This window comes from Betaproteobacteria bacterium (assembly GCA_016709965.1).
GTDB lineage: Bacteria > Pseudomonadota > Gammaproteobacteria > Burkholderiales > Rhodocyclaceae > Azonexus > Azonexus amarohabitans.
In genome coordinates, this window is the sequence record JADJLT010000006.1 from 289280 (window position 1) to 314639 (window position 25360).

At 57.0% G+C, this 25360-nt stretch carries 23 protein-coding genes and 2 pseudogenes; 17 read left to right on the top strand and 8 right to left on the bottom strand.

The genetic code is table 11. The features are described from left to right. Nucleotides 1-77 precede the first annotated feature (77 nt). A pseudogene (locus tag IPJ12_15880) lies at nucleotides 78-1053 on the bottom strand (IS1595 family transposase). 351 nt (nucleotides 1054-1404) lie between these two features. Between IPJ12_15880 and IPJ12_15885 the strand changes: the two are divergent. Next, nucleotides 1405-1626 (top strand): helix-turn-helix transcriptional regulator, encoded by a 222-nt coding sequence (locus IPJ12_15885; GenBank protein MBK7648581.1) that lies wholly within the window; start codon nucleotides 1405-1407, stop codon nucleotides 1624-1626. On the opposite strand, the gene IPJ12_15890 is transcribed toward IPJ12_15885, so the two are convergent. Both IPJ12_15890 and IPJ12_15895 read right to left on the bottom strand, forming a co-directional pair. Beyond that, nucleotides 1583-2311, bottom strand: a complete 729-nt coding sequence (locus tag IPJ12_15890) for a recombinase family protein (protein MBK7648582.1) — start codon at nucleotides 2309-2311, stop codon at nucleotides 1583-1585. The genes IPJ12_15885 and IPJ12_15890 overlap by 44 nt on opposite strands. An 873-nt stretch (nucleotides 2312-3184) precedes the next feature. Then, nucleotides 3185-4342 carry a Do family serine endopeptidase gene (locus IPJ12_15895; protein MBK7648583.1) on the bottom strand — a complete coding sequence of 386 codons (1158 nt, stop codon included), beginning with the start codon at nucleotides 4340-4342 and terminating at the stop codon, nucleotides 3185-3187. A gap of 14 nt (nucleotides 4343-4356) precedes the next feature. On the opposite strand from IPJ12_15895, the gene IPJ12_15900 reads away from it, so the two are divergent. Beyond that, complete coding sequence (locus IPJ12_15900) at nucleotides 4357-5103, top strand: Nif3-like dinuclear metal center hexameric protein (GenBank protein MBK7648584.1); 747 nt, start codon at nucleotides 4357-4359, stop codon at nucleotides 5101-5103. 4 nt (nucleotides 5104-5107) lie between these two features. On the opposite strand, the gene IPJ12_15905 is transcribed toward IPJ12_15900, so the two are convergent. Next, nucleotides 5108-6157 (bottom strand): hypothetical protein, encoded by a 1050-nt coding sequence (locus IPJ12_15905; GenBank protein MBK7648585.1) that lies wholly within the window; start codon nucleotides 6155-6157, stop codon nucleotides 5108-5110. A 115-nt stretch (nucleotides 6158-6272) separates the two neighbouring features. On the opposite strand from IPJ12_15905, the gene IPJ12_15910 reads away from it, so the two are divergent. The 11 genes and pseudogenes from IPJ12_15910 (at nucleotide 6273) to IPJ12_15960 (ending at nucleotide 16187) form a co-directional block, all read left to right on the top strand. Beyond that, the gene (locus tag IPJ12_15910; GenBank protein ID MBK7648586.1) at nucleotides 6273-6974 is read left to right on the top strand and encodes a fumarylacetoacetate hydrolase family protein; all 702 of its coding nucleotides are present in this window, start codon (nucleotides 6273-6275) and stop codon (nucleotides 6972-6974) included. Nucleotides 6975-7450: 476 nt separating this feature from the next. After that, nucleotides 7451-8611, top strand: a complete 1161-nt coding sequence (gene sucC, locus IPJ12_15915; protein MBK7648587.1) for an ADP-forming succinate--CoA ligase subunit beta — start codon at nucleotides 7451-7453, stop codon at nucleotides 8609-8611. Between the two features lie 11 nt (nucleotides 8612-8622). Beyond that, nucleotides 8623-9516 carry a succinate--CoA ligase subunit alpha gene (sucD, locus tag IPJ12_15920; GenBank protein MBK7648588.1) on the top strand — a complete coding sequence of 298 codons (894 nt, stop codon included), beginning with the start codon at nucleotides 8623-8625 and terminating at the stop codon, nucleotides 9514-9516. A 123-nt stretch (nucleotides 9517-9639) separates the two neighbouring features. After that, on the top strand, nucleotides 9640-10593 hold the full coding sequence (locus IPJ12_15925) for an ornithine cyclodeaminase family protein (GenBank protein ID MBK7648589.1): 954 nt from the start codon (nucleotides 9640-9642) through the stop codon (nucleotides 10591-10593). 228 nt (nucleotides 10594-10821) lie between these two features. Beyond that, a complete protein-coding gene (locus IPJ12_15930) occupies nucleotides 10822-11619 on the top strand; it encodes a Stp1/IreP family PP2C-type Ser/Thr phosphatase (protein MBK7648590.1) in 798 nt (265 codons plus the stop codon). 15 nt (nucleotides 11620-11634) lie between these two features. After that, nucleotides 11635-12339: an FHA domain-containing protein gene (locus IPJ12_15935; protein MBK7648591.1), complete on the top strand. Its 705-nt coding sequence runs from the start codon at nucleotides 11635-11637 to the stop codon at nucleotides 12337-12339. 119 nt (nucleotides 12340-12458) lie between these two features. Continuing rightward, a complete protein-coding gene (locus IPJ12_15940; GenBank protein MBK7648592.1) occupies nucleotides 12459-13226 on the top strand; it encodes a 3',5'-cyclic-nucleotide phosphodiesterase in 768 nt (255 codons plus the stop codon). Nucleotides 13227-13240: 14 nt separating this feature from the next. Continuing rightward, nucleotides 13241-14376: pseudogene (locus IPJ12_15945) on the top strand (hypothetical protein). 51 nt (nucleotides 14377-14427) lie between these two features. Further along, nucleotides 14428-14610 carry a hypothetical protein gene (locus IPJ12_15950; GenBank protein MBK7648593.1) on the top strand — a complete coding sequence of 61 codons (183 nt, stop codon included), beginning with the start codon at nucleotides 14428-14430 and terminating at the stop codon, nucleotides 14608-14610. 44 nt (nucleotides 14611-14654) lie between these two features. Further along, entirely contained in the window at nucleotides 14655-15188 is a 534-nt protein-coding gene (locus IPJ12_15955; protein ID MBK7648594.1) for a pilin, read from the top strand. A gap of 264 nt (nucleotides 15189-15452) precedes the next feature. Next, the gene (locus IPJ12_15960; GenBank protein MBK7648595.1) at nucleotides 15453-16187 is read left to right on the top strand and encodes a type IV pilin accessory protein; all 735 of its coding nucleotides are present in this window, start codon (nucleotides 15453-15455) and stop codon (nucleotides 16185-16187) included. Nucleotides 16188-16199: 12 nt separating this feature from the next. On the opposite strand, the gene IPJ12_15965 is transcribed toward IPJ12_15960, so the two are convergent. The 4 genes from IPJ12_15965 to IPJ12_15980 form a co-directional block, all read right to left on the bottom strand. After that, the gene (locus IPJ12_15965; GenBank protein ID MBK7648596.1) at nucleotides 16200-17666 is read right to left on the bottom strand and encodes a CYTH and CHAD domain-containing protein; all 1467 of its coding nucleotides are present in this window, start codon (nucleotides 17664-17666) and stop codon (nucleotides 16200-16202) included. Nucleotides 17667-17670: 4 nt separating this feature from the next. After that, the gene (locus IPJ12_15970; protein ID MBK7648597.1) at nucleotides 17671-19584 is read right to left on the bottom strand and encodes an EAL domain-containing protein; all 1914 of its coding nucleotides are present in this window, start codon (nucleotides 19582-19584) and stop codon (nucleotides 17671-17673) included. A gap of 10 nt (nucleotides 19585-19594) precedes the next feature. Further along, nucleotides 19595-20233 carry a transglutaminase-like cysteine peptidase gene (locus IPJ12_15975; GenBank protein MBK7648598.1) on the bottom strand — a complete coding sequence of 213 codons (639 nt, stop codon included), beginning with the start codon at nucleotides 20231-20233 and terminating at the stop codon, nucleotides 19595-19597. Nucleotides 20234-20298: 65 nt separating this feature from the next. After that, on the bottom strand, nucleotides 20299-21009 hold the full coding sequence (locus tag IPJ12_15980; GenBank protein MBK7648599.1) for a response regulator transcription factor: 711 nt from the start codon (nucleotides 21007-21009) through the stop codon (nucleotides 20299-20301). Between the two features lie 190 nt (nucleotides 21010-21199). Between IPJ12_15980 and IPJ12_15985 the strand changes: the two genes are divergently transcribed. The 4 genes from IPJ12_15985 to IPJ12_16000 all read left to right on the top strand — a co-directional run bounded on the left by IPJ12_15985 (nucleotide 21200) and on the right by IPJ12_16000 (nucleotide 25351). Then, nucleotides 21200-21556 carry an Hpt domain-containing protein gene (locus IPJ12_15985; protein ID MBK7648600.1) on the top strand — a complete coding sequence of 119 codons (357 nt, stop codon included), beginning with the start codon at nucleotides 21200-21202 and terminating at the stop codon, nucleotides 21554-21556. Next, the gene (locus tag IPJ12_15990) at nucleotides 21553-24369 is read left to right on the top strand and encodes a response regulator (protein MBK7648601.1); all 2817 of its coding nucleotides are present in this window, start codon (nucleotides 21553-21555) and stop codon (nucleotides 24367-24369) included. The genes IPJ12_15985 and IPJ12_15990 overlap by 4 nt, the downstream gene beginning before the upstream one ends. After that, complete coding sequence (locus IPJ12_15995) at nucleotides 24369-24749, top strand: response regulator (GenBank protein ID MBK7648602.1); 381 nt, start codon at nucleotides 24369-24371, stop codon at nucleotides 24747-24749. The genes IPJ12_15990 and IPJ12_15995 overlap by 1 nt, the downstream gene beginning before the upstream one ends. A gap of 104 nt (nucleotides 24750-24853) precedes the next feature. Further along, nucleotides 24854-25351: a DUF3124 domain-containing protein gene (locus tag IPJ12_16000; protein MBK7648603.1), complete on the top strand. Its 498-nt coding sequence runs from the start codon at nucleotides 24854-24856 to the stop codon at nucleotides 25349-25351. Nucleotides 25352-25360 lie beyond the last annotated feature (9 nt).

Here is a 25360-nt window from a genome sequence, read left to right on the forward strand (position 1 = left end):
ATCCACAAGCCAACCTATGTCAGGTGGCTATCACACCTGGTCAAAATTCAACGAGCACAGGTGGTCAAAATAAAAGGCTATGTACCCATAGCATGTTGAACCCCATCGATCCCCAAAGCGGCACGGAGGAAATCGTCAGAGGAAATATCGCGGTCGTGTCGCTCAATCAATCGTCGCCAGCCCAGATAGTTACCCAAGTAGCGGGTGGCGACGCCGTGGAAGCGGCGTATCCATTCCTTGAGTCGGCTATCGTAGGCATTGACGTTCTGCACATGATAGACCCCCGCCACAACACGCTGACCAGCAGCCAGATTGACCGGCCGGTGGGTGATACCCATTTCTTTGGCAACAGCCGCCAGCGCCTTTTCTCCGTCGGTGCCAGAATGACATCGGTCGCCAAAAGCGGCTTGAGCACCGCCCCGAGGTGTGCCTTATCGGCCTTCTCCAGGATGAAGTCTGCGGTGTTGCCGGTACGATCCCGGCAAATCAGGACAGCGGTCTGTTCTTCCGACAGGCCGCGCTTACTGGCTTTGCCGCCCCGCTTGCGGGGAGCACGACTCAAACCTTGTCTTCTGCCCTTCTGTGACTCAAGGAAATACGTCTCATCGGCTTCAGCAATGCCCGCCAGGCTGATCGCCTGCTGACCATTGGGCAAGTTCAGGAAGCGGTGGCGCCAGCGGAATGCCGTGTTGGGATGAATCCCCACCGCAGCGGCACTTTTGCGGATGCTCGTCCCCTCAGCCAGCTGTTTCGCATAGTCCATCCATTTCGCTTTGTGCCGAAGTCCTGCTAGCGGTGTGTCAGTCAGGGCGTTGAAAGTCGCTCGACAGGCGTTGCAGCGATAACGTTGCAAGCCATTGGCGAACCCCAGCGGGAAACCTGCTCGTGTGCGCAATGCGGACAGTGCGGCTTCTCGGTCATCCGGGTCTCAACCACTTGGTAGGACGCCGACTCCTGCGCCGCCGGTTGCAGCCGATCCATCAAGACTTGCCGCTGGTGCGGCGTCAATTCCTTCAACGCACTCGACAGTTTCCGGAAATCATTGGGCTTCATCGCAACACCTATCCGATTGATTCAGATAACTTTGTTATAGACCAACATGCAAAGATTACATAGCCAAATTAAACGCGCGCCGACAAGCAGCGGTTCGCGACCGCTGGGGAATGCCCCGGCTTGGCGAGATACAACATAAGTTCCATTGCCTACGGCTACAGGGCCGGTGCTTTGTGTTGCGCATGCAGCGAGCACAAGGGGGGTGATAAGTAAAAACGCAGTTCTCAAGCTAAAACTCCAAATGATCGCTATGAGTGACAAATCATACGTGCGGCATTGGTGTTTGTCACTCATAGGGCGTCGCCTCATAGAGGTCTGCTCCCTAGCATCTTTTCCCTTTGGGGAAGTGCTTTGGACGCACGAAAGCTATTCGGGAAACGACTTGCTGAGTTACGGAAAGCGAAGGGGTGGAGTCAGGAAATGCTTTCGCTCGAATCCGGGGTGGCGCGAAGCTATTTGGGTGGCGTAGAGCGCGGACAGCGAAATATTGCCCTGATCAATATTTGCCGGCTTGCTGAAGCATTGGAAGTTAAGCCTGCGGAGTTGTTTTATTTTGATAACTCGACTGGTTAGTGCGCGCTAGAAGGTTCTTAACAGAAGTTTTATGCCATGCCCCGCCCCGTGGCGTTTTGTACCCGCCACCGTTGAGAGCTTCTGCTAATGCCCCAAGGGAGGTCTTGCCCTGTGCCTGAAGGTGTGTGAGTACAGCCTGCATCTCTTGGGCGTACTCTTGTGCCTTTGCCTTTACGGCTTGTACCCCGGCGGCGTTACCCTTGCCGGCCCTCAGTAGTGCGGCGGCACCATTAGGATTGCCTAGCTTGGTGCCTCTAGCCTTCGCAGCCTGAAGAGCTTCCTTCGTACGCTTGCTCGTGGCCTCTCTCTCCTGCTGGGCAACTAGAGCCATGATGCCAACTGTGAAGTTATTCGCTTCTGGCATGTCAGCGGCTACAAACCTAACCCCGGAGTCTTGAAGGGTGAGCAGGAACGCGGCATTCCTTGATAGGCGATCCAGCTTGGCAATAACAAGCACTGAGCCTGTAACCTTCGCATGATGTAGTGCCTTCAGCAATTCGGGGCGGTCGTTCAGCTTGCCGGATTCAATCTCAGTAAATGACTCCACTATGCAAGCCCCAGTGCGATCTGCGTACGCTTGAATCGCTGCTTGCTGAGCCTCAAGCCCTAAGCCGGAATTGCCTTGCTTCGTGGTGCTGACACGCTGGTAAGCAACTAGCTTCGTGTTGGTTTTGGTGTTCGGCATTGCTGGTTTTCTCTTTGGTATAAAACTAACTAACGAGCGTTAGGTGGATTTATACCATTTCAAGGGAGGGCATGGCAAGCGGTATTCAAGCCTGCATTCAAAGTCGGTTCAGGGATGAGTCAGGGAGGTTCTACAAGGCGCTCAGGCGGGGCTAAACACAGCGAGGAGGGGGTTGCCTTGGGTGTCTCATCAATGTTTGATAGACGGCTCTGGAGGGGCTGCTGCCAAGTGAGTGCTTGACCCTTGAGTGATTCGATCTTAGCTAGCACTGCATAAAATACTGTATAAATTTACGGTATATGTATTGCTCAAATAATAGGCAATTGGTTGATGGGTAACTTATTGATTATAAACTGAAAAAAATAGAGTGACACTAGATGGAAGAAGAGAGGATGCGAGCGGCGACCAGATAGCTACCCCGGTCTAACCCGGGATTAGTAGCCCTAGAAGAAAATGCACAGGACGCTTGTGCAGGTACAGGAGCTATAGCATGAGCTACACCGAGAGACATATATACAGATGACCGGCACAGAAAACAGTGGGATTGTTTATGAACGGACAGGAGATAGTTGAGAGTTTCCCTGCCCATTCCGTGTCACTCTAATTGGCAGGGAATGCGTGGGGTCGCTGCGGGAGAGGGGGCGAGGGGGGGGCAGCTAGCACGCGAGAACTCTTAGAGGGGGCTTCACATGAGCACAGTAAATTCAGGCTCTAATACAGCAGGGCGGAGGTGGCTCTGAGGTAGCACTTTCAGGCTACACAGAATCCGCTTTTAAGGTGACACAAATAAAAATTTTATCTGCGTAACTAATTGATTTTATTAAAATAAATAAGCGTGTTGCAGTTCATGCCGAGTAATTGGCACATGGTTACTTACTCTTTTTCTGCACGCATTGTGGCTGGCCGCTTGCCGATCCTGACCTGGACTTCGAGTATGGTCTTGTCACGGCGCAGGCGGAAATTGGTGCGTTCGTCCGGGGTCAGGGCGGCAATCAGGTCGAGCATGGCTTGCGGGTCCTTGACAGGTTTGCCGCTGACCGAGAGCAAAACGTCTCCGGGGTGGACGCCGGCAGCATCGGCCGGACTGCTGCGCATGACGCCGGCAATCAGGGCACCTTCGGTATCCGGCAGTCCAAAGGATTCGGCCAGTTCCGGCGTGATTTCCTGCGCCTCAACGCCAATCCAGCCACGTGTTACGGTGCCCGTGCGGATGATTTGCTCCATGATGCTGCGGGCAGTCGACACGGGAATCGCAAAGCCAATGCCGAGCGATCCGCCGCTGCGCGAATAGATGGCGGAGTTGATGCCGACCAGGTTGCCGTGGGCGTCTACCAACGCGCCGCCAGAGTTGCCGGGGTTGATCGCTGCATCGGTCTGGATGAAATTTTCGAAGGTGTTTATGCCCAGATGCGAGCGGCCGAGGGCGGAAACGATTCCCATGGTCACAGTCTGTCCGACGCCAAAGGGATTGCCGATGGCGAGCACGACGTCCCCGACGCGCAGGTTGTCAATCTGGCCGAACGTGATGGCCGGTAATTTGTCGGCATTGATCTGAAGGATGGCAAGGTCAGATTCGGGATCGCTGCCGATGACCTTGGCCTTGTACGTCTTGTTGTCGTTGAGCGATACCTGAATATCGTCGGCGCCATCAATTACGTGGAAATTGGTCAGGATATAACCGTTGGGGCTGACGATGACACCGGAGCCGAGGCCGGAATTTCGCTGTGGCTGGCCTTCGGGTCGCTCGCCAAAAAAGTGGCGGAAAATGGGGTCGTCGAACAGCGGGTGACGCTGCTGCTTGGTTTCCTGCGTTGTGTAGATGTGAACGACTGACGGCAATGCAGCGCGGGCGGCATCGCGATAGGAGCCAGTTGGTGCAGTTTTGACGTCGTCGTCGCTGGTGGGGGCTTCCTGCAGGGCGACAACCGCTTGCCGTTGCGGCAGCCATTCCGGTTTCAACGTGGAGACGACGAATAGAATGGCCAGCGCAACAGTTACTGTTTGTGCAAAAATCAGCCACAACCTCTGCATGGGAACTCGTCTCGATGAAGCGTGAAGAATTGGTAAATTATCTGGATGGGCTGATGATGCCCGGCAAGTTCCGGGATTATTGCCCAAATGGACTGCAAGTGGAAGGCTGTTCCGAGGTGACGCGCCTGGTTGCCGGTGTTACGGCAAGTCAGGCCTTGCTGGATGTTGCGGTTGAACGGGGCGCCGATGCCATTCTGGTGCACCACGGCTATTTCTGGAAAGGCGAGGATGGCCGGGTGACCGGCATTCGGCGCCGGCGCATGGCGACCTTGCTGGCTAACGATATAAATCTGCTGGCCTACCACCTGCCACTGGATGCTCACCCTGAACTGGGCAACAACGCGCAGCTGGCTCTTCGTCTGGGCTGGCTCCCCGACGGGCGCTTTGGTGAACAGGATATCGGGTGGCTGGGGACGGTGGCTGAGCCTTGTGCTTTATCTGCGTTGGCAGAACGGGTTGCCAGCGTTCTGGAGCGCCAGCCTTTGGTCGTTGGCGATGAGGCACGGCCGATTCGGCGGATTGCCTGGTGTTCCGGCGGGGCGCAGGGGTATTTCGAGCAGGCGATTGCCTTGGGTGTGGACGCCTATTTGTCCGGCGAAATTTCAGAGCAGACCGTGCATCTGGCCCGGGAGAGCGGCGTTGCCTATCTGGCGGCAGGCCATCACGCGACGGAACGTTATGGTGTTCAGGCGCTGGCCGAGAATTTGGCGCGGCAATTTGGTATCACCTGCGACTTTGTAGATCTCGAGAATCCGGTTTAGGCGTTTAATTCAAGTGCGTACCGGTTTCCGCGGCTTGCCCGGTTTGGCGATGCGCTGCGAAGGCGCGAGATTTTTCCTGGCGGCGACTGACCAGATGCGCAACGCCTGCCGATACGGTACCGCCGAGCAATAGACCAAACAGCAATTCAAGCCAGCCGTCGTGGTTTGTCCTGCTGCGGGCAGTCGCTGGCGACTGAGCGGCCTGGGCGCTGGGCATGATGTCGGATGTCGCTTGCCGGGCCTGCATGTCCTGCAGTTTTTCGCGCATGGCGCGTGATTCAGCGCCAAGGTTTAGCGCAGTGTTCAGCTTCTCGACTTCCTGATTGAGCAAATGCAGCGTTGTTTCCATTTTCAGGACGCGCTCATTGATTTCATATGCCGGTGAAAGTGGCTCGCCGGCGCTGGGCGGTAGCAGCTCGTCCAATGCCGCACCGAGGACGATTTTGTCATGCCCGCTACCCAAGCCGGCCAGCGTATCGGGTGGAAGTGGGGCCTTGGGTTTGGCGGCAGCCTTTTTGGTTCGCCGCTTGACCTTTGGTTTTGCGGGTGGCGGCTCTGAAAAGTCGTCTGATGAAAAGTTGTTGCTTGCGCTGTCGGTAAGCTGGCTGTAGCGCGCTGGCTGGCGTGACTCGGCTTGTCGGGGAGCGCCCGAGGTTGCAATTTCGATGTTATTTGTGGGGGGCGCGAGTGGCGGACCAGGGAGAAGTACATATTCTCTCTGCAGTGCCAGCCCGCATCCGGCGCGCAGGTTAATGGCGATGACAGGCTCTTCAATAACTTTGCTGCCGATGATGATCAGTCGATAGCCCTGGCCGACGTGCACCACGCGTATCCGGCCGCCTGTGATGACAGGAAAGTCGGCGCCGGGCAAAGGGGCGAGCGAGAAGCAGGCTGGATCAGGCGGGTTGCCTCCTGTTGATACCGGAATTTCGGCCCGCAAGGTTTCGCCGATGCGCGAGTGAAGCGTGATTTCCCCCAGTTCGACCGCGCTGGCTGCTCCTGAAATCAACGTGACGCCCAGCAATAGATGGTGCAGCAGTCTTGAAGCGATCATTCTTTTCAATATGTCATTCGACTTCCGAAGTGCAGAAACTTTAACATCGGGCTGTCCGCCAGCGGTGGAAATGTTGCACACTTTAGGCTCCGAGTCCTGACACTGGATTGCTCTCATGAACCTCGCATTTCCGCCACATCCCATTGTTACCTTGCCGATTGCCGGTTCCGCTCAGCGTTTTCCAGTACGCCGGGTTTTTTGTGTGGGGCGCAATTATGCCGATCACGCCCGCGAGATGGGGGCGCTGGATCAGGCGGACGGGCGCGAGCCACCATTCTTTTTTACCAAGCCGGGCGATGCGGTGGTGGGTGGTGAAGGCGAACTCAATATTGCCTATCCGCCAGTAACGAAAAACCTGCATCACGAAGTCGAAATGGTCGTCGCACTCGGTGCTGGCGGGGCGAATATTCCTGTCGCTTCCGCCAATGCGCTGATTTTTGGATATGCGGTGGGCCTTGATCTGACGCGTCGGGATATTCAGGCGAAGGCAAAAGAGAAGGGGCACCCGTGGGATATGGGCAAGGGATTTGACCAGTCGGCGGTAGCCGGGGTGATTTGCCCGGTGGCAACGTGTGGTCATCCAGCCACTGGCCGAATCTGGCTGACGGTGAATGGCGAGATGCGCCAGCAGGGTGATCTGTCGGCAATGATGTGGAAGGTGGCAGACATTATCGCCAATCTGTCTACGATGGTTCGTCTCGAGGCGGGTGACCTGATTTACACAGGTACGCCGGCCGGGGTTGGGCCGGTTGTGCCAGGGGATCTGCTGGAAGGTGGCGTCGATGGTGTCGGTACGCTGCGTGCACGTATTGTTTGATGTGCTCTGGGTTGAAGTTTTGCCCCAGCGGACGCGCTTAAAAATTTTTGTTTTGGCGATTTTTTCCGGTTGACCGTGGGATCCTGCGGTGAAATCCTTGGAAAGCCAAAATAGGTGGTTTGGTGGCACAATGGATGGGTTGTCAGCAGCTGTTCTGTTTGTGTGCAGGCTGGATGCTGCTATTGATGCGGCGTGGCAATAAATTGCTCACTTGATCGGGGTGTTTGACTTTCGGCGGTGCCGACTTTCGGGGCGCTGGGACGGGGTGGTCTCTTGCTCGTTGCGGCAACGCTGCTTGCCTTACTGTGCAAGGTCGGATGGGCAGCGGAATCATGGTCGTAATTATGAATTTCGGCCTGCAAAGTTTTTTGGCGTATGTGGTAACATTTTGTGTTCAAGCCGGTATAACCGGGTGGAGTCGGGGGATCATTCGGCCTGCCCATTGCTCGCAACTTAACTAAACGCAAGGAAAGCGCATGAAAATTCACGAATATCAGGGCAAACAACTCCTGAAGAAATTCGGCGTTACGGTTCCGCGCGGGATTCACTGCACGACCGTCGATGACGCAGTCAAGGCAGCAGAAACCCTGGGCGGCAAGGTTTGGGTCGTCAAAGCCCAGATCCACGCTGGTGGCCGTGGCAAGGGTGGTGGTGTCAAGGTTGCCACCTCGCTGGAAAAAGTGCGTGAGTACGCCGGTCAGATTCTCGGCATGCAACTGGTCACGCATCAGACCGGGCCAGAAGGTCAGAAGGTTCGTCACCTGCTGATCGAAGAAGGCGCCGATATCCAGCACGAGTACTATGTTGCTGCGCTGACCGATCGCGCTACCCAGTCCGTCGCCATCATGGCTTCGTACGAAGGCGGGATGGATATCGAAGAAGTTGCCCACAAGACGCCCGAAAAGATCGTCAAGGTTTTCGTCAATCCGCTGGTTGGTCTGACTGACGAGCAGGCTTTGACCCTGGCCAAGGGCATGGGCATGCAGGAAGCCTCGATCCCGCAATGTGTCGACACGCTGAAGAAGCTGTACACCTGCTACATGGAAACCGATGCTTCGCTGGCTGAAATCAACCCGCTGATCCACGAAACCGATGGCACGGTCAAGGCTATCGACGCCAAGTTCAACTTCGACTCCAACGCCCTTTACCGCCAGCAGGAAATCGTCGCCATGCGCGACCTGGACGAAGAAGATCCTGACGAAGTCGAAGCTTCCCAGTTCGATCTGGCCTACATTTCCCTCGACGGCAACATCGGCTGTCTGGTGAATGGTGCCGGTCTGGCCATGGCCACTATGGACACCATCAAGCTGTTCGGTGCCGAGCCTGCCAACTTCCTCGACGTCGGCGGCGGCGCCACGACCGAGAAGGTGACCGAAGCCTTCAAGATCATGCTCAAGAACCCCAAGGTCAAGGGCATCCTGGTCAACATCTTCGGTGGCATCATGAAGTGCGACACCATCGCCGAAGGCGTTGTCGCTGCAGCCAAGCTGACTCACCTCAGCGTGCCGCTCGTCGTGCGCATGAAGGGTACCAATGAGGATTTGGGCAAGAAGATCCTAAAGGATTCCGGTCTGCCGATCATTTCTGCCGATTCCATGGCCGAAGCCGCCACCAAGATCGTTGCTGCGGTCAAGTAAGGAGCTATTGAATGTCCATTTTCATCAATAAGAACACCCGCATCATTACCCAGGGCATCACCGGCAAGACCGGACAGTTCCATACGGAAAAATGCCAGGAATACGCAAACGGCAAGGAATGCTTCGTTGCCGGTGTGAACCCGAAGAAGGCTGGCGAGTCCATCTTCAATATTCCTATCTACGCTTCCGTCAAGGAAGCTGCTGCCGAAACCGGCGCGACCGTTTCCGTCATCTATGTGCCGCCCCCGGGTGCTGCCGCTGCGATCTGGGAAGCTGTTGAAGCCGATCTCGATCTGGCGATCTGTATCACCGAAGGCATTCCTGTTCGCGACATGCTGATCCTGCGCAACAAGATGAAGGAAAAGGAAGCCAAGGGCGGCAAGAAGACTCTGCTGCTTGGCCCGAACTGCCCTGGCTTGATCACCCCGGACGAAGTGAAGATCGGCATCATGCCGGGTCACATCCACCGCAAGGGTCGCATCGGCGTGGTTTCGCGCTCCGGCACCTTGACCTACGAAGCCGTTGGCCAATTGACCGAAATCGGTCTGGGCCAGTCGTCTGCCGTCGGTATCGGTGGTGACCCGATCAATGGTCTGAAGCACATCGACGTCATGAAGGCTTTCAACGACGATCCGGATACCGACGCCGTCATCATGATCGGTGAAATCGGTGGTCCTGACGAAGCTGAAGCCGCCATGTGGTGCAAGGAAAACATGAAGAAGCCGATCGTTGGCTTCATCGCTGGTGTGACTGCGCCGGCCGGCAAGCGTATGGGTCACGCCGGTGCGTTGATCTCTGGCGGTGCCGACACGGCTGATGCCAAGCTGGAAATCATGGAAGCCTGTGGTTTTACCGTGACGCGCAACCCGTCCGAAATGGCCAAGCTGCTCAAGGCTCTGCTGTAAAATTCGAGCTCAGCTCAGCGATCAAGGCGGGCCTTCTGGCCCGCCTTTTTTATTGGGCGCCTGCCCCGCTGGCGCGATGTGTTTCGATGCGGTGGGCGTTAAGTATTGTTTAGGGAACAAATCATGGCCTTGTTTCTTTCGGAAAATGACGTAAAAAAGCTGTTGACCGTGGAAATGGCACTCGAAGCGGTCGAGTCGGCGCATCGCGACCTTGCCATGGGCGTGGCAATCGATACCCCGCGTGCCCGTAGCCGCTTGCCGCAAACTGCGCTGCATATTCTGCAGGGTGCATTGCCGGCGCAAGGCGTGATTGGCTACAAGGCCTATACCAGCAACAAGAGCGGCAATCGATTTCTGGTGCATTTGTTTGATGCTGCTAGCGGCCAGTTGATGGCCGTCATCGAGGCGGACTATCTCGGCATGATCCGCACCGGCGCTGCAAGCGGGGTTGCTGCCCGTTGGCTGGCGCGTCCGGACGCGACGGTGGCCGGGGTGTTTGGTGCCGGTTGGCAGGCCGAAGGTCATGTCCGGGCGATCTGTGCCACCTTACCGCTCGAATGCGTCAAGGTGTTCAGCCGCAAGGCCGATAAATTGCAGGCATTCTGTCAGCGCATGAGCGAAGCGACGGGGGTTGAAGTTGTGCCGGCGGCCAGCGCTGAAGACACCGTTCGAGGTAGCGATGTCATTGGTACGGTAACGACTGCGGCACAACCTTTGTTTGATGCCGCCTGGCTTGAGGCAGGCGTGCATATCAATGCCGCCGGTTCCAATTCGCTGATCCGTCAGGAATTGTCGGAGTCTGCCATCCGGCGTTGTGATCTGGTGACCGTTGATTCAGTACCGACGGCATTGGCCGAGGCGGGTGATCTACTGCCCTTGCTGGAGAAGGGGCGCATTCATTCCCGCCAACTGGTGGAACTTGGCGAGGTGATCGTCGGGCGCCATGGCGGCCGGACATCGGTCGGGCAGGTTACGTTATTTGAATCCCAGGGCATGGCCATCCAGGATCTTGCTGTGGCCTTGCGGGTGCTGGCACTGGCGAGATATCAAGGGCTCGGTAGCGAGATGCCGTTGTAATGAGTTTGACCGGAATGCGACAACAGGTAAGAATGATAAGGTTTTGCGTCGCCGAATAACTTGGGACGAGAGCGTTTGCGGAGATGTAATGGGCTGGTCAGCATTTGGAAGGTCAGGCACGATTTTCGGCGATGAGCATTCCCGGACGCCAGGCCACGTCAAAAATGCGACGTTCCAGTCATGTTCTGCGCTGGGGTATTCGGCATGAAGCTGGTTGATGCGCTGGAAATGGTGGCGCGTACCGACCCCGGTATCATTCGTTCGCATAATGAAGATGCTGTTTTTACCGATACTTCTCTTGGCGTCACCATCCTGGCTGATGGCATGGGTGGCTACAACGCGGGCGAAGTGGCGAGCGGCATGGCCACGATGCGACTGGCCGAAGATCTTGCGCGGATCATTGTTTCCGAAGCAGAGCTAGGGCGAGGAATGAGAGATTCCGCCGTGGTCGAGCAACATATTTTCAATGAGGTTGCCGCGGCCAATTTGGCAATTTTCAATGCTTCCCGGAGTTTCGCGCAATACGCCGGCATGGGAACGACCTTGGTCATGGCCTGGTTTTACGACAATCGGATGAGTGTCGCCCATGTGGGTGATTCGCGCTTGTATCGCTTGCGCGGCAAACATTTAAAGCAACTGACGCGTGACCATTCTCTCTTACAGGAGCAGCTTGATAATGGCATCATTACGCCCGAGCAAGCTCGTAATGCAGAAAACAGAAATCTGGTGACGCGAGCGCTTGGCGTTGATCCCGAGGTTGATGTTGAGGTTAACGATTACGATGTGCGTGCCGGGGACATTATTTTGCTTTGTTCCGACGGGCTGAACGACATGGTCGAGGATGACGAGATTGAGCTGACCCTGAATACGCTGGGGGGAAATCTGCCGCTGGCAGCAGAGCATCTTGTACAGATGTCCAACGACAACGGCGGCAGGGACAATGTGTCGGTCATTCTGGTCAAGGTGCAGGGTGATTTCGAGACGCCCAAGGCTTGGTGGCAGCGGCTTCTGGCCAGATTGAAGTGAGATAAGGTAAGCAAGATGGCGAAAATGATCCTTTCAATGGATGGCCTGGTACTCAAGGAGATACCTCTGAACCAGGAACGTCTGAGCATTGGGCGCAAGCCGCAGAACGACATTCAGATCGATAACCTAGCCATCTCGGGCGAGCATGCCGTAGTCGTCACCATCCTTGCCGACTCCTTTCTGGAGGACCTGAACAGTACCAACGGTACGCTGGTTAACGGTCAGCCAATCAAAAAGCATTTTCTGCGCAACAACGATGTGATCGAGTTGGGCAAATACAAGCTCAAATACATGGCCGATTTGCAGGCAGGTGCCGCCGCCAGTGATTTTGAAAAAAATGCGGCGATTCGCTCCGGGTCGGTTCGCATGCCAACCGAACTGCAATTGGCGCCCACTGAAAACCTGAGCCGATCCAGCATTGGCATGGCATCCCAGCCCAAACCGCCGATGCCCGGTGCGGCCGCTGCCATCCAACTGCTCAACGGCCCCAACGCCGGCAAGGAGCTGGACTTGACCAAAACGCTGACGACATTGGGCAAGCCCGGCTTGCAGGTGGCTGTCATCGCCAAGCGACCGCATGGCTTTTTCATCACGCATGTCGAGGGGCATCAGTTTCCGATTGTTAACGGCCGGGCGCTGGATGCGCAGGCGGTTCCTCTGGGTGATCACGATGTCATTGAGATTGCTGGTATCAAGATGGAATTTTTCCTGAAGGCCTGATTTTGCTGGGCTATTGAGCTGGCGCAAAAGACGCGGGGCGAGCCTGGCGTTACAATCCGCCATGGCCTGCACCCGGGAGACCTTCGGCGCGGCTTAACTTAACGGCAGACCAAACTAGCATGAAGCTTCGCGTACTCGGCTGCAGTGGTGGCATTGGTGGCAGGCACCAGCGAACCACTTCCTTCCTCATCGACCATGACATTCTCATTGATGCCGGTACCGGTGTCGGCGAATTGTCCATTGCCGAATTAACGCAAATTGATCATGTCTTTCTGACGCACTGCCACCTCGACCACATTGCGACCTTGCCCATGATGATCGACACCGTGGCGGACTGTCGCAGCAAGCCGCTCACTGTCTACGGCACCAAAGCCGTGCTCGACAGCCTGCGCAAGCACATTTTCAACTGGGCCATCTGGCCGGATTTTTCGGTGGTGCCATCGGCCGAGCAGGCATTCATGCGTTACCAGCCAATCGACATTGCCAAGCCGGTCATCCTTGACGGGCGCCACATCACGGCCTTGCCTGTTGATCACACCGTGCCGGCCGTTGGCTATAGCCTCGACTCTGGCGTGGCCAGCCTGGCGTTTTCCGGCGATACCGGCCCCTGTGCGGCCTTCTGGCAAGCGCTGAACGGCATTTCCAATCTCCGCCACCTGATCGTCGAATGCGCATTCCCCAATCGCGAAAAGCGTCTGGCCGAAGTATCCAAGCATTATTGGCCCGACGTGCTGGCATCCGGGCTGAAACAACTGCAACGTCCGTGCGAGATTCACATTACGCATCTCAAGCCAGGGCAGATCGAAGCCACCATGGCAGAGATTAATCGTTGCCTGGCTGAATTCACGCCGACCATGCTCCAGAACAATCAGGTTTTTGAATTCTGACGGGGTGATCCCCCATGGCAACCACATCGGATGACCTTTTTCGTCGCCAGGAACAGCTCAACGACATTGGTGCATTGCTGTCGAGCGAGCGCGACAGCGATTCGCTGCAGCTCTCCTTTGGTGGGAGCTGTCATCGGCCTACGCCAGAGCAATTTCCCGATCTCCACCTGTTTCGCGAAGACGGCTTGCCCAACGACACCATGGTCGCTGTCTACGCTGCCATTACCGGCAAGACCGGCAATATTGCCGATGCCTACAGCCTGGTGGGCTTCGACTTTTCCGGCATGCGCCAGTTCGATGCACGCACCGGCTCACTCGCCGATTTCAAATTGACTGACAAGGATCACTACGAATTGCGCATCGCAGTTTTGCCGCACGACTGCGGCAAGGTCACTACGCCCGTGCATATCGTCGAAAAGCCACCAAGCCGCAAACCATCTACGACCGCATTCATCTGATCGATACGCGCTTTGAAATCATCAAGCGCGACGCCGAAATCCGGAAATGGAAAAGCATTGCAGAAGGGACTGCGCCCGACGAGGCGGAGCGGATATATTTTGATTTTTGCCAAAAAATTCCGGTTGACCGCGGCATTCTCCATCGCGCCAATATCGGCTGCGAAAAAATGCCTGACGAAGATATTGCACGTATCCGGCAGCTTTCCGCCAAGTACCGCGGGTGCGCGGCCGATGGCAACGAGCAAGTCTTTCTGACTGATGACGAACTTGAAAACCTGAGCATCTGTTCCGGAACTCTGACCAAGGCAGAGCGTGACATCATCAATCACCACATTGTCGCGACCGTCAAAATGCTCGAACAATTACCCTGGCCGCGGCATCTGAAAAACGTCCCGGAATACGCCGGTGGCCACCACGAGCGCATGGATGGCAAGGGCTACCCCAATGGCCTGAGGCGCGAAGAGATGAGCTGGCAGGCCCGGATGATGGGCATTGCCGACATCTTCGAAGCGCTCACTGCCAAGGATCGCCCCTACAAGGAAGGCATGCAGCTCTCGCAAGCGTTGGCGATCCTCGAAAAAATCAGCAAGAACTACCATATCGCTGCTGAACTCCATGCATTGTTTGTCAGCAGCGGGCTGTACCGCCGCTCTGCGAACGAATTCCTGGCGCCACAGCAAGCCGACTGCTAATTCATCTCGGGACCGCTGCTGTATTTGCCATATTTTCCGACGAATGTCGTCATGCCTGCCGCATTACGTCCACTGCACATGACGCAAATTGTCACCTCTGCCGGGCTGATCGCCAGCTACGCTTTTTTACATTCGCGCCAGAAAAACGCTAAAGCGATGACTGGTAAGGGTTTTGGCGATTCGAGAGCGGTCATCGGCTTGAGTTTAAAAAAGCTGGCACGGAAACTGTTATAGGTAACTCAGCGGCTTTCCCGCCTTGTCACTAACAGGAGATTCAAATGAAAAAGATTCAACAAGGTTTCACCCTGATCGAACTGATGATCGTTGTTGCCATTATCGGTATTCTGGCTGCTGTTGCTCTGCCGGCTTATCAGGATTACACCGTTCGTGCCCGTGTTAGCGAAGGTCTGTCGCTGGCTGGTGATGCCAAGCAAGTTATTGGTTCTAGCAGCAACACAGCCGTTGAATTGACTGCTGCTGCCGGGGCATTTAACGACACCTTGGCCGTAGGTGTTGGTGCGCGATCTAAGTACGTAACCAATGTGCAAATTGCTGCTGCCACTGGTGTGGTTACGGTAACCCTGAATGATGCCAACATCGGCGGTGGTATCCCGGTTGGCGCAACTATCCTATTTTCCCCTTACAAATCTACAGCAGCTGGCTTCGTTACTTTGGCTGGTAATTTCGGTGTCGCGGGCAATGTGGACTGGGCATGTACATCTTCTACCAATGCTGTTGCGACTGGTCGTAACATGGCTGCTGCTGCTACCGGTACCCTGCCGGCTCGTCTCGCACCGAGCGAGTGCCGTTAATAGGTTGAATAATAGGATTTGGCTCCTATTTCAAAAAAGGCCGGGGCTGATGCCCCGGTTTTTCTTTTTGTGTCGTCCAAAACTGATTTGCCACGGTCAACCGGGAAAATAGTCAAAAAATGAAAGGTTGTTCCAGGCTTTTAACTTTGTCTGCGTAAGCCTGACCGCCTTAGCGCTCAAGATTGACAACTCGCTGTTCGCCCCCAAGTTTGACGACAGGCAAGTAATATCTCGATCTTCCATCTCGTACCTATTTGTTACCCCATGATTCCTCGTCTGCGTGCTGGCCTAATTCATTTGTCGATCTCTTCCGTTGTCGCTTTGATGGCGGTTGGAATCGTGTTTTTAATCTGGTATCCCCATCCGTTGCATACGGCGGCTGGCGTTACAGAGATTTTTCTTATTGTTTTGGGGGTCGATGTTGTTATTGGGCCGTTGCTGACGACGCTGGTTTATCGACAGGGCAAGAAATCCCTGCGTTTTGATTTGTCCACGATTGCCTTGCTGCAGTTGCTGGCATTTTCCTACGGACTGTGGACCGTGGCGGAGGGGCGACCGGCCTGGCTGGTGTTTAACGCGGACCGTTTTGATTTGGTGCAGGCGTATCAGATTGATGAGCGCAAGCTTAGCGAAGCTCCCGCTGACTTTCGCTCCGCACCTTGGACTGGGCCACGCTGGGTTTCGGCGCGTCGCGCGGAGACTGCAGAGGAGCGTAAGACGATTGCCCTTGAGGCCATGATTGCGGGCGTTGACGTTGCTCAGCGTCCTGAACTCTATCGCTCACTTGATGAAGATGCGACGGCGATACGCGAGCGTTCCAAGCCTCTGGATGAGCTAACGCACTACAACTCGAAGTCCGTTGTCGACGAAGCTCGCCAGCGCTGGCCTGAGGCTGACGCCTATCTTCCCATGATGGCCCGCGCGCATCCGGTCACCGTGCTGATCAACAAGGCTTCGGCGAAAGTCGTTGCGATTGTTGACCTCAATCCCTGGGAGTAGATTCGACCTCGCTCAGATCGGCGGGCTTTGTGTCAGCCAGGTTTGTAGTGCATCCGGTAACTCTCTGATCAACAATGCATACCGACCCGAAATCCAGCCGTGCACTGGCCCGGGTGGGTGTCCATCGAGCACGTTGACCATCAGGGTTTCGGCAGTGACGTGGTCGTTGATCAGGCCGAGTTCTTCCTGTAATTGGGCCAGTGCAGCCAGATATGGCTTCAGGCGGCGTTGCGGTAGCAAGGGCGCGAAGAATTCCAGGGAATAGCGCAGCTTTTTGAAGGCGATGCGCAACTTGTGTCGCTCTTCCGGGCTGAGTTCGGCGTGTTGCAGCGCCAGTTTACGGGCTTTTCGGGCGTAGTTGGCGATCTGTTGCCGGGCAAAATCCTTGATTGGAACCGGTGCGCTGTCGTTCAGTGTGTAGATGGCGGCGGTGAATTCGAGCAGCAGGCGCGGGTATTCGCTGACGGCGAGCAGGCCGATGACCGACTTGCGGGCGCTGCTTGCGCGTTGCAGCGCAGCTTTGCGCAGGCGCTTGATGTCGCGGTGCTCGGGAAAGGCGGCGGCGATGGGGGGCAGTGTTTCTTCGAGAAATACGTCCCAGTTGCGCGTGTCGCCCAGCGCGCCTGCCAGCGTTCGCCAGGTCTGGCCGTAGGCGGCGACAAATTCTGCCGGCAAAACGGGGGCAAAGAGTTTGATCGCGGAGCGCAGGCGGCGCAGCGAGACGCGGGCCTGATGGACGAACTCAGGATCGCCGCCTATCAGCAGCCCACTTTCGTTGCGCTGAAAATGCTCAAGGCAGCCCAGCGCAACGCTGCGGAAGGCTTCGACCGGCGTTTGCTGGTCGTTGATTGGCACCGGTTTGCTCTTGAAGGGGCGGAGCGGTTCGTTCAGGAAGAGCTTGTATCCTCGCTCGGCCTTGCTGGCGATGGCCGGGTAGAGATCAATCGTTTGCTGAAGCTCGCGGGTCAGGGCGAAGATGTCATCGACCTTGCCGGAAAGTAGTTCAAGCTCGATTTCGCAGATGGTGGTGCGTCGGCCACGGCTTTCTATGTGGCCGCGGTCAATGGCCAGTTCGATCAGCGATTCGCCAAACGGGACGTGCCAGATCTGACGGTGGAAGTCGGTCGTGAAGACTGGTTCGAATTGATCGCGCTTCTGTTCGAGAAAAATCCGGAAATCGTCGGCGTCCACATGGCTGAAATCGAAAATTCCCGGTGTGGCCGGGGTTTCCCATTCGCTGCGCATGGCCAGGCCGCCGCTGGCTGGCTCGGCAGATTTGACCGTGCATAGCCATTGCCAGCCCTTCTTGCGGAAGCGGACGGCAACGCGTCTGGCGTGAAGCTCCAGTTTTGGCGTGTCGAAATAAGTATTCAGCAGGTGCTGCTTATGCGGCGGAATGCAGGCGAGCAGTGGGTGCGCAGCCAGTTGGCGGGCTGCTTTGGGGTTGAGCTGGAGCTTGAGCTCGATTTCGGTACTCATCTCATCAATTCCTCGGTACGGCCGGGCCAGTGGCGCCGTCAAAGCCCAGTTCAGGCAGAATGGCGAGTTCTTCGGCGGTTTGAACGCCTTCTGCGATGACGGTCAGGCCGATATTATGCGCGATGCTGCACAGGCCTTTGATGAATGCCTGATTACCGAGGTTAGTGTCGATAGCGCGGATGAAGCTGCCATCGACCTTCAGATAATCAAGGCCAATGCGTTGCAAGCGGCCAATTTCGCTGAATTGCCGGCCGAAGTGCTCGATGCCGAGGCGGCAGCCGAGGGGGCGCAAGGCGTCGCAGAAGGCGTGGAACTCGTCGAAATGCTTGAAGGCGCCGATTTCCGATACCTCCAGCCAGAGACGCGGGGCGAGATCCTTGCGATTGGCAATTTGTGCGAACAGGCGGGCGCGGAATGACGCGTCCACAATTGATTCGCCGGACAGGTTGACCGCGACAGCCGCTGCGCCAGCGGCAATGCGTTCCAGCGCCAGGCGGGCGGCGGCCAGGTCGAGCTCGGTGGTCATCGACAGGCGCGAGGCCATCGGCATGAAGCTGCCGGCGGCCAGCCATTCGCCGTTCTCGACGGCCTGCAGGCGGAGCGGGCATTCGAGGTGGAGCAGTTGGCCGGCGTTGCCGGCAACGGGGAAGTCGATCAGGCGCAGGCGCTGAGATTGAATGGCGCCCTCGAGCAGCTTTTTCCAGTCGGCATTGGACGTTGCATGATCTTCGGCATCACTTTCGGCGCGACACCAAGCCATGGTGCTCTGGACTTCAGCTGCGGCGAGCGCGCCGTCTACACGGGCGAGCAGATTGGCGATGGATTGGCCATGCAGGTAAATTCCGCTGGCCACATAGCCAATGCGCTCGCTGTCGATCAGACCGGCGGCAGCGAGGTCATTGAGGGCATGCAACAGCTTTTCTGCCTGTGGCGCCGGGTCCCGGATGCCGGGAAGCAATAATGCAAAGTCAGCACCGTTCAGGCGTGCGGCAGCGGCATTCGCTTTATCGCCGGCCAGTTCGTTCAGTACCAGGCCAAGCCGGTGCAGGAGCTCGTCGGCCGTCTCCCGTCCAGCCCGCTTGTTGATGCCGGCTAGATCGGCAAGGCGCAGCAGGAGTAGCGACCCGGAGGCAGGGGCGTCATCGTCGCTCAGTGCTGCGGCCAGCTGATTCATGAAAAAGGCGCGATTGGCCAGACCGGTCAGGCTGTCCAGAGTCGCTTCACGCCGAACCTTTTCGAGCCGGGCCGCTTCTTCGGCAAACATCGCTTTCAGGCGGTCGACCATGGCATTCATGGCGCTGGCAAGGCTTTTTAGCTCCGGCGTACTTGGCTCGGCAATGCTGATGAAGCGCCGTTCGCTGATCGCTTGCGCTTGCCCGACCACCGCGTCGAGCGGGCGCCGGATGCGGCGCAGCAATTGCATGCCAAGCAGTCCCATGATGCCACCGCCGACGGTGAACCAGCCGAGCAGCTTGAAGGCGCCGTTCCACAGTTCCTTGTAGGCAAAATGGCTGTGGCTGATGAGTTCGACGGTGCCGAACTGCTTCCAGCCGGCAGTTACTTGCGCCTGGCCCGGCTGCGAAACGATGGGAAATAGCCGGATGAACCATTTGGGCACGTCGCCGGCATCAGGCGGGCTGGTTTTTTCGATCAGGGTCTTGCCGTTCGGGTCGATCAGCCGGACGACGGCATATTGGCCGCTGTCAAAGACGGCTGCGACCTGAAGTTCGACCGTGACCGGGTCCTTGTCCAGTTGCGACATCGACAGGGCCAGCGATGCGGCATTGTCATTGTTCTTGATGGCCAGTTGTTGCTCCAGATAGTGGCGCGCTGTCAGCATGCTGGCCACGAAGCTGCCAGCGAAGGCGATCAGGGTGCTGGCGATGACTGCGAGCCAGATTTGTCGGAATAAGGACATGTCGATTACCTCACTGGAAACCTTCAGCACGAGCCCTGACCTGCAAGTCCTGCCAGCGGGAAAGATTGCTCTTGCTGGCATTGTTGCCGGTGCCTTGCCAAAGGCCCGTGCTGTTGAAACTGAAAATCGGTGAAAGATCGCTGCGCCGGGAGGCAGGCAGGATCTGGCTGTTCAGGTTGTCGAGGACCAGCGGGTCCGCGGTGGGTGTGGCGTAATACGCCAGCACCATGTGGGCTTGCAGGAAGACACCGTCCGGCCCATTCTGTGCGGCCTTGACGTAGACCAGTCGCAGTTTGGTTACCGGGACGCCGAGGTCAATCAGCGAGTAATACTTGGCGATCGAAAAGTCTTCGCAGTCGCCGCGCCCCTGCCCGATCAACTCGCTGGGCGTTGCCCAATAATCGTTTTGTCCCCAGATCGACATGTCATCGTCAAAGGCAATGCGCCGATTGAAGAAGTCATTGACGCGCTTTAACTTGTCAGTCTCGGGGGCTTTTTTCGCTTCGCCAAGCAGGCGCTGCCATTCTTGAAGAAGCGGGTTTCGTTCCGCGCCGAAGCGGTTGATGAAGGCCTGTTGTATCCGCTCAAAATCGAAACCCAGTGCCAATGGCAGCCCGTTCAGGCAAAGGCAACCCATGGTGGCTAACATAGCCAGCAAACGAAGCAGTGCGGGCTTGCCGGGCAATGGTCGCGTCACGGCGTTTGCGGGTCGAATTAATTCGCAGCGTCGACTTGGGCGATGAAAACGTAGCCCTGCGAACGCAGGGTCTTGATAAAACTGCTGCCGTCGGCCTGTTTGCCGAGAATGCGTCGGATCTGGCTGACGTGGACGTCGATAATGCGGTCGTAAGGCACGTATTCGCGCTTGAGGACGCGCGACAGTTGTTCGCGGGAAAGTGGCTCAAACGGGTGTTCCAGGAAGCTGGAGAGCAGGGCGAACCCCGATACGCCCAGCGGCGTGGGCTGGCCGCCGCTCAAGGTAAGTTCTCGCGAGGCAGTATCCAGTGTCCACTCGCCAAAACGCAGGCGGCGCTGCTCACCATTGCGAAGCGGGCTGTTGGTGCGCTGGGCTCGCCGCAGCAGGCCACGGGTGCGGGCTAGCAGTTCCCGCATGTTGCAGGGTTTGGGCAGGAAATCGTCGGCGCCGATTTCGATGCCGATGATGCGTTCGATTTCATCCGAGCGTGTGGAGTGGATGAGGACCGGGATTTCGGAGTTCTGGCGCAATTGGCGAAGCAGTTCGAGTCCGTCGGCATCCGGCAGACTGAGATCAAGGATGATGACGTCGGGCTTTTCTTCCAGCCTACGCCACATTGCAGCACCGTTTTCAGCGTAGATACTATCAATGCCGGCAGTGGCCAGGGTCGTACCCAGCACGTGCCGGGTCGCCGGATCGTCTTCAACTATTAGGGCAATTTGCCGCATGGTTCTTCGTTTCGATCGTACGATAAAGGAATGATTGTAATCCAATGTAAAACAAAGGAAATGTTTTACCATTCTTTAACAATGAGTCGGCTTCCCGGGCGACAATTCGGCTGCTTTGTTGGACTTTTCGAATCCCCCTTTTTATTTCCTGTAACTGATGATTGTTCCGCGCTCTCTGGATGGGTTTAATGTGATTGCTGCGATCGAGCGAATGCTCGATCAACCCGAGCTTTGGTGGGAGGCGGTCGGGCTTTTTGTCGAGCATTTTGCCGGTTGGGAGCAGTCCTGGCAGGCGAGTATTGGCGACGATACTCTGGAGCGCAAGCGAGTGCATGCGATACGGAGCGCAGCAGCGAATATTGGGGCAGAGCAACTGAGCGAGAGGGCGCGGGCACTCGAGGAGGCACTACTAAAGCGCACGGATGATAATCCGGCCGATATTACGGCTGAGTTGCGTACAGCCCTGAAGGTTGCTTTTCGGCAAGCCTGGGCCGCCGCAGCGACGGCGAGGCAGGAGAGTGACTTCGGCGCCGGGGGGCGGGCGTGACACTGAATGCTCCAACAGTCTCGTTGCGCAGTCGGCTGGCGAGAATAAATTTTTATGTCCTGTTGCTGGCCATCGCTTTTGTCAGCGTCTTTATTCTGGGCACCCTGGGTTGGGTGAGCATGCGCGAACAGGTTGAAGAGGGCTACCTCCGGCTTGATTTGCTGAATGAAGGCATGGGGCAGGCGCTGAGCAATAACGACCGGCTGGCGGTCGAGACCAGGTTCATGGTTTTGCGTACCTTGCCCGAGGTGCAATCCGCGGCAGTGTTCCGCGACGATCTTTCGTTGTTTGCCGCCTATGATCGACCCGGCAGCAAGGCCATGACTGCGCCACTGCTCAACCCGGTGGCCGGGCATCATTTCTCCTGGGGGCAGATTGACTTCCTTGTGCCTGTCGGTCTCGTCGATCAATCCTCCGAACGCTTGCGCTTGAGTCTTTTTCTGCACAATGAAAATGCGCCTGTACTTGTCGCGCAGCACTCGGGATGGTTGCGCCTGAGTATCGACCTGAGCAAGGTTTATCAGCAGCTACTGGTCTATCTCGGTTTGATCCTGCTTGAAATGGCGTTGGCACTGGCCCTTGCGCTGCGTTTTCAGGGGCGGCATGTCGAAAAGCTGATGGCGCCGCTGCAGGATTTGACGCGGAACATGGCCGAAGTGTCGGTCGGGCACCTGGACATTCACGCGGCCGATAGCGCGGTGACCGAAATCGCCCAACTGGCCAATGGCTTCAATCAGATGCTTGACCAGATTCGTGAGCGGGATCATTGGTTGTCGACGCATTTGGGCAACCTGGAGCAAATCGTCGAGCAGCGAACGCGCGAACTGCGTCTGGCCAAGGAGCTCGCGGAGGCCGGTAGCCTGGCGAAGAGCGAATTTTTGGCCACGATGAGCCATGAGATCCGGACGCCGATGAATGGGGTTCTGGGCATGACGGAGCTATTGCTGGCTACCGAGCTGGCGCCTACCCAGCGTCAGTTCATCGAGGCGGTCGAACGCTCCGGCAAGCACTTGTTGGGGATCATCAACGACATCCTCGATTTCTCGAAAATAGAATCCGGCAAGCTGGAGCTTGACGCGGTTGATTTTGATCTGCGCCACTTGCTCGAAGAGTCATTGGAGTTGTTTTCGCAACAAGCTCATAAAAAAGGTCTGGAGTTGCTGGCGGATCTGCCGCCGGACGAGACTTTATTCGTGCTGGGCGACGCCCTTCGTTTACGCCAGATCATCGTGAATTTGTTGGGCAATGCCATCAAATTCACTGCTAGCGGACAAATCTCGCTGCGCTTGACCATTCGTGAACGTTCGGAAAACGGTCTTAAATTCGCGTTGACCGTGAGTGATACCGGTATCGGTATTCCGCTGGCGGCTCAGGATCGCGTTTTCGAACATTTTGCCCAGGCGGATGGCTCAACGGCGCGCCAGTATGGGGGTGCCGGGCTGGGGTTGGCGATTTGCCGGCGACTGATCGACTTGATGGGCGGCAGTATCGGTGTCGAGAGCGAAACCGGCAAGGGGTCGAGTTTTACGGCCGAACTGCTGCTGCCGTTTGGCCGCATGTTGCCAGAGAAGCCCGATCAGCAGACCGTGAAAGTATCGGTGGAGCGTTTGCTCATCGTGGACGATACGCCGGCGCATTGCGAGATACTCCTTGGCCAACTGCGCAACCGTGGCTTTGTTGCGGATACGGCAGGCTCCGGCATGCGGGCCTTGGCGATGGCCAAGGTGGCCAAAGGGGATGGCCAGCCCTATGCGCTGTTCCTGATTGATATGGATATGACCGAGATGCACGGTATTGATCTGGTCAGGGCGCTTTTGGGGGATAACAAGCAGTTGGCGGCACGGATAATCGCTTTCTCGTCTGCCGTCGATATGCCGGATCAGCTGAAGAAGGCGGGTTTCGAGCTTGCTGCCTGCCTGCCCAAACCGCTGCGTCAGGCCGATCTTTTTCTGGCGGTCGATGTCGCACTCAATCGGCGCAAGGCGGGGGGGGGGCGGCCAGGATCGCCTGCCCGCAAGTTGCGTGGCCGGGTATTGATCGCCGAGGATAATGAAAGCAACATGATCGTGGCACGCGTCCAGTTGGAGCGGATGGGGCTGGAAGTGGTTGCCGCAGTCGATGGTCAGCAGGCGCTTGATCTGCTGGCAAGCGAAGTGGTGGATCTGGTCTTGATGGACTGCCAGATGCCGATTGTCGACGGCTTTGCTGCGACCAAGGTACTGCGCGAGCGGGAAATGGTCAGTGGCCAGCACTTGCCGGTAATAGCGCTGACCGCCAATGCCATGAAGGGTGACCGCGAGCGCTGTACCGAGGCAGGGATGGACGACTATCTGGCCAAGCCCTATACCGGCGAGGAATTGCTGGTGTTGCTGGCTCGCTGGTTGCCGCTTGAGCGGCGCAAGAGCATACCAATGGCCGACGTTGAGCCCTCCATCAATCCGTCAGAACCGAATGAGGCGGCTCCCCTGGACCCATCCGCACTCGACAAGGTGCGCGCCTTGGCGCCGGATGGCGCGGAGGTCTTGCTTCGGCAGGTACTGGCCGCCTATTTGAAAGCGGCCGCGCGTGAGTGGGGGCGTTTTGAGCAGGGCTTGGCTGATGGTGATGCCAAGCTGATCGCCAGTGCCGCGCATGCCCTGAAATCAAGCAGCTTCAATGTGGGGGCCAATGGTTTGGCCCGGCTTTGCGGCGAAATCGAGCAGTTTGGAAGGGATGGAGAAATGCGCAAGTTACTGAACCGCGTTGAAGCCCTGCGGGCAGAATGGGCCCGTGTCGAAGCGGCCATTCGCGAACAGTTGCCAGAGGTGAGCTGATGAGTCCGACGCCGTGGCGCGTGCTGGTGGCAGACGATGACCCGACGGCCGGTTTGCTGGTGCGGGCGGCGTTAGCGGGTGATGATTTCATGCCAACACTGGTCGACAACGGCAACGATGCGCTGACCGAATTTCAGCGCGCCCCGTTTGATATGGCGTTGCTGGATGTCGAGATGCCAGGCATGGATGGCTTTGAGGTCTGCGCCGCCATTCGCCGCAGTCATGGGCCGGAGTTTCCGGTGGTTCTGGTGACGGGGCATGGCGATGCCACATTTTTCGAGCGGGCACACCAGCTTTCTGCCGATTACATTGCCAAGCCGGTCAACTGGCAGTCCCTGCCCGGTTTGTTGCGTTCCTTGCTCGGCGCCGGTCGCGGATAGTCGTTCGCACTTTCCCCGTTTGCCCAGTCAGGCAGGGCTTGTGGCAGAATCAGGACAAGTGGATTCAATGCCACGGTTCCATGGTGCGAAAAACAGGGGGGAGTATGCGACGGCAGAAATTCTGGCGGGCTTGGCTGGGTGTTTTGGTTTTTGCGCTTTTTTCGGCGTCGACCGCAGCATTCGCCCAGGAGGTTCGTCCGCTGGTCAAAGGGCAAACACTGTATTTGCCTATCTATTCCCATATGTTGTACGGCAATCTGGGCAAGAGTGGCAAGGCTTCGTCCGTCTTGTTGTCAACGCTGGTCAGTGTCCGCAACACGGATTCCCGGCGCCCGATTCGTGTCCTTTCGGCCAAGTATTTCGATACCAATGGACGCCTGCTGGCAGAGCGCATTACAGCGCCGACCTTTGTGCCGCCGCTGGGTACGATCGAGTTTTTCGTTGAATTGAACGACGCATCCGGCGGCTCCGGTGCCAACTTCATCATTCGCTGGGAGGCTGAGCAGCCGGTGAATCCTCCCTTGGTCGAGTCGCTGCATGCCAATATGGATGGTGGCAAGGCCGTAATCTTCATGACCCAGTCGGTTCCGCTCGCCGAGTGAGGACGGGAG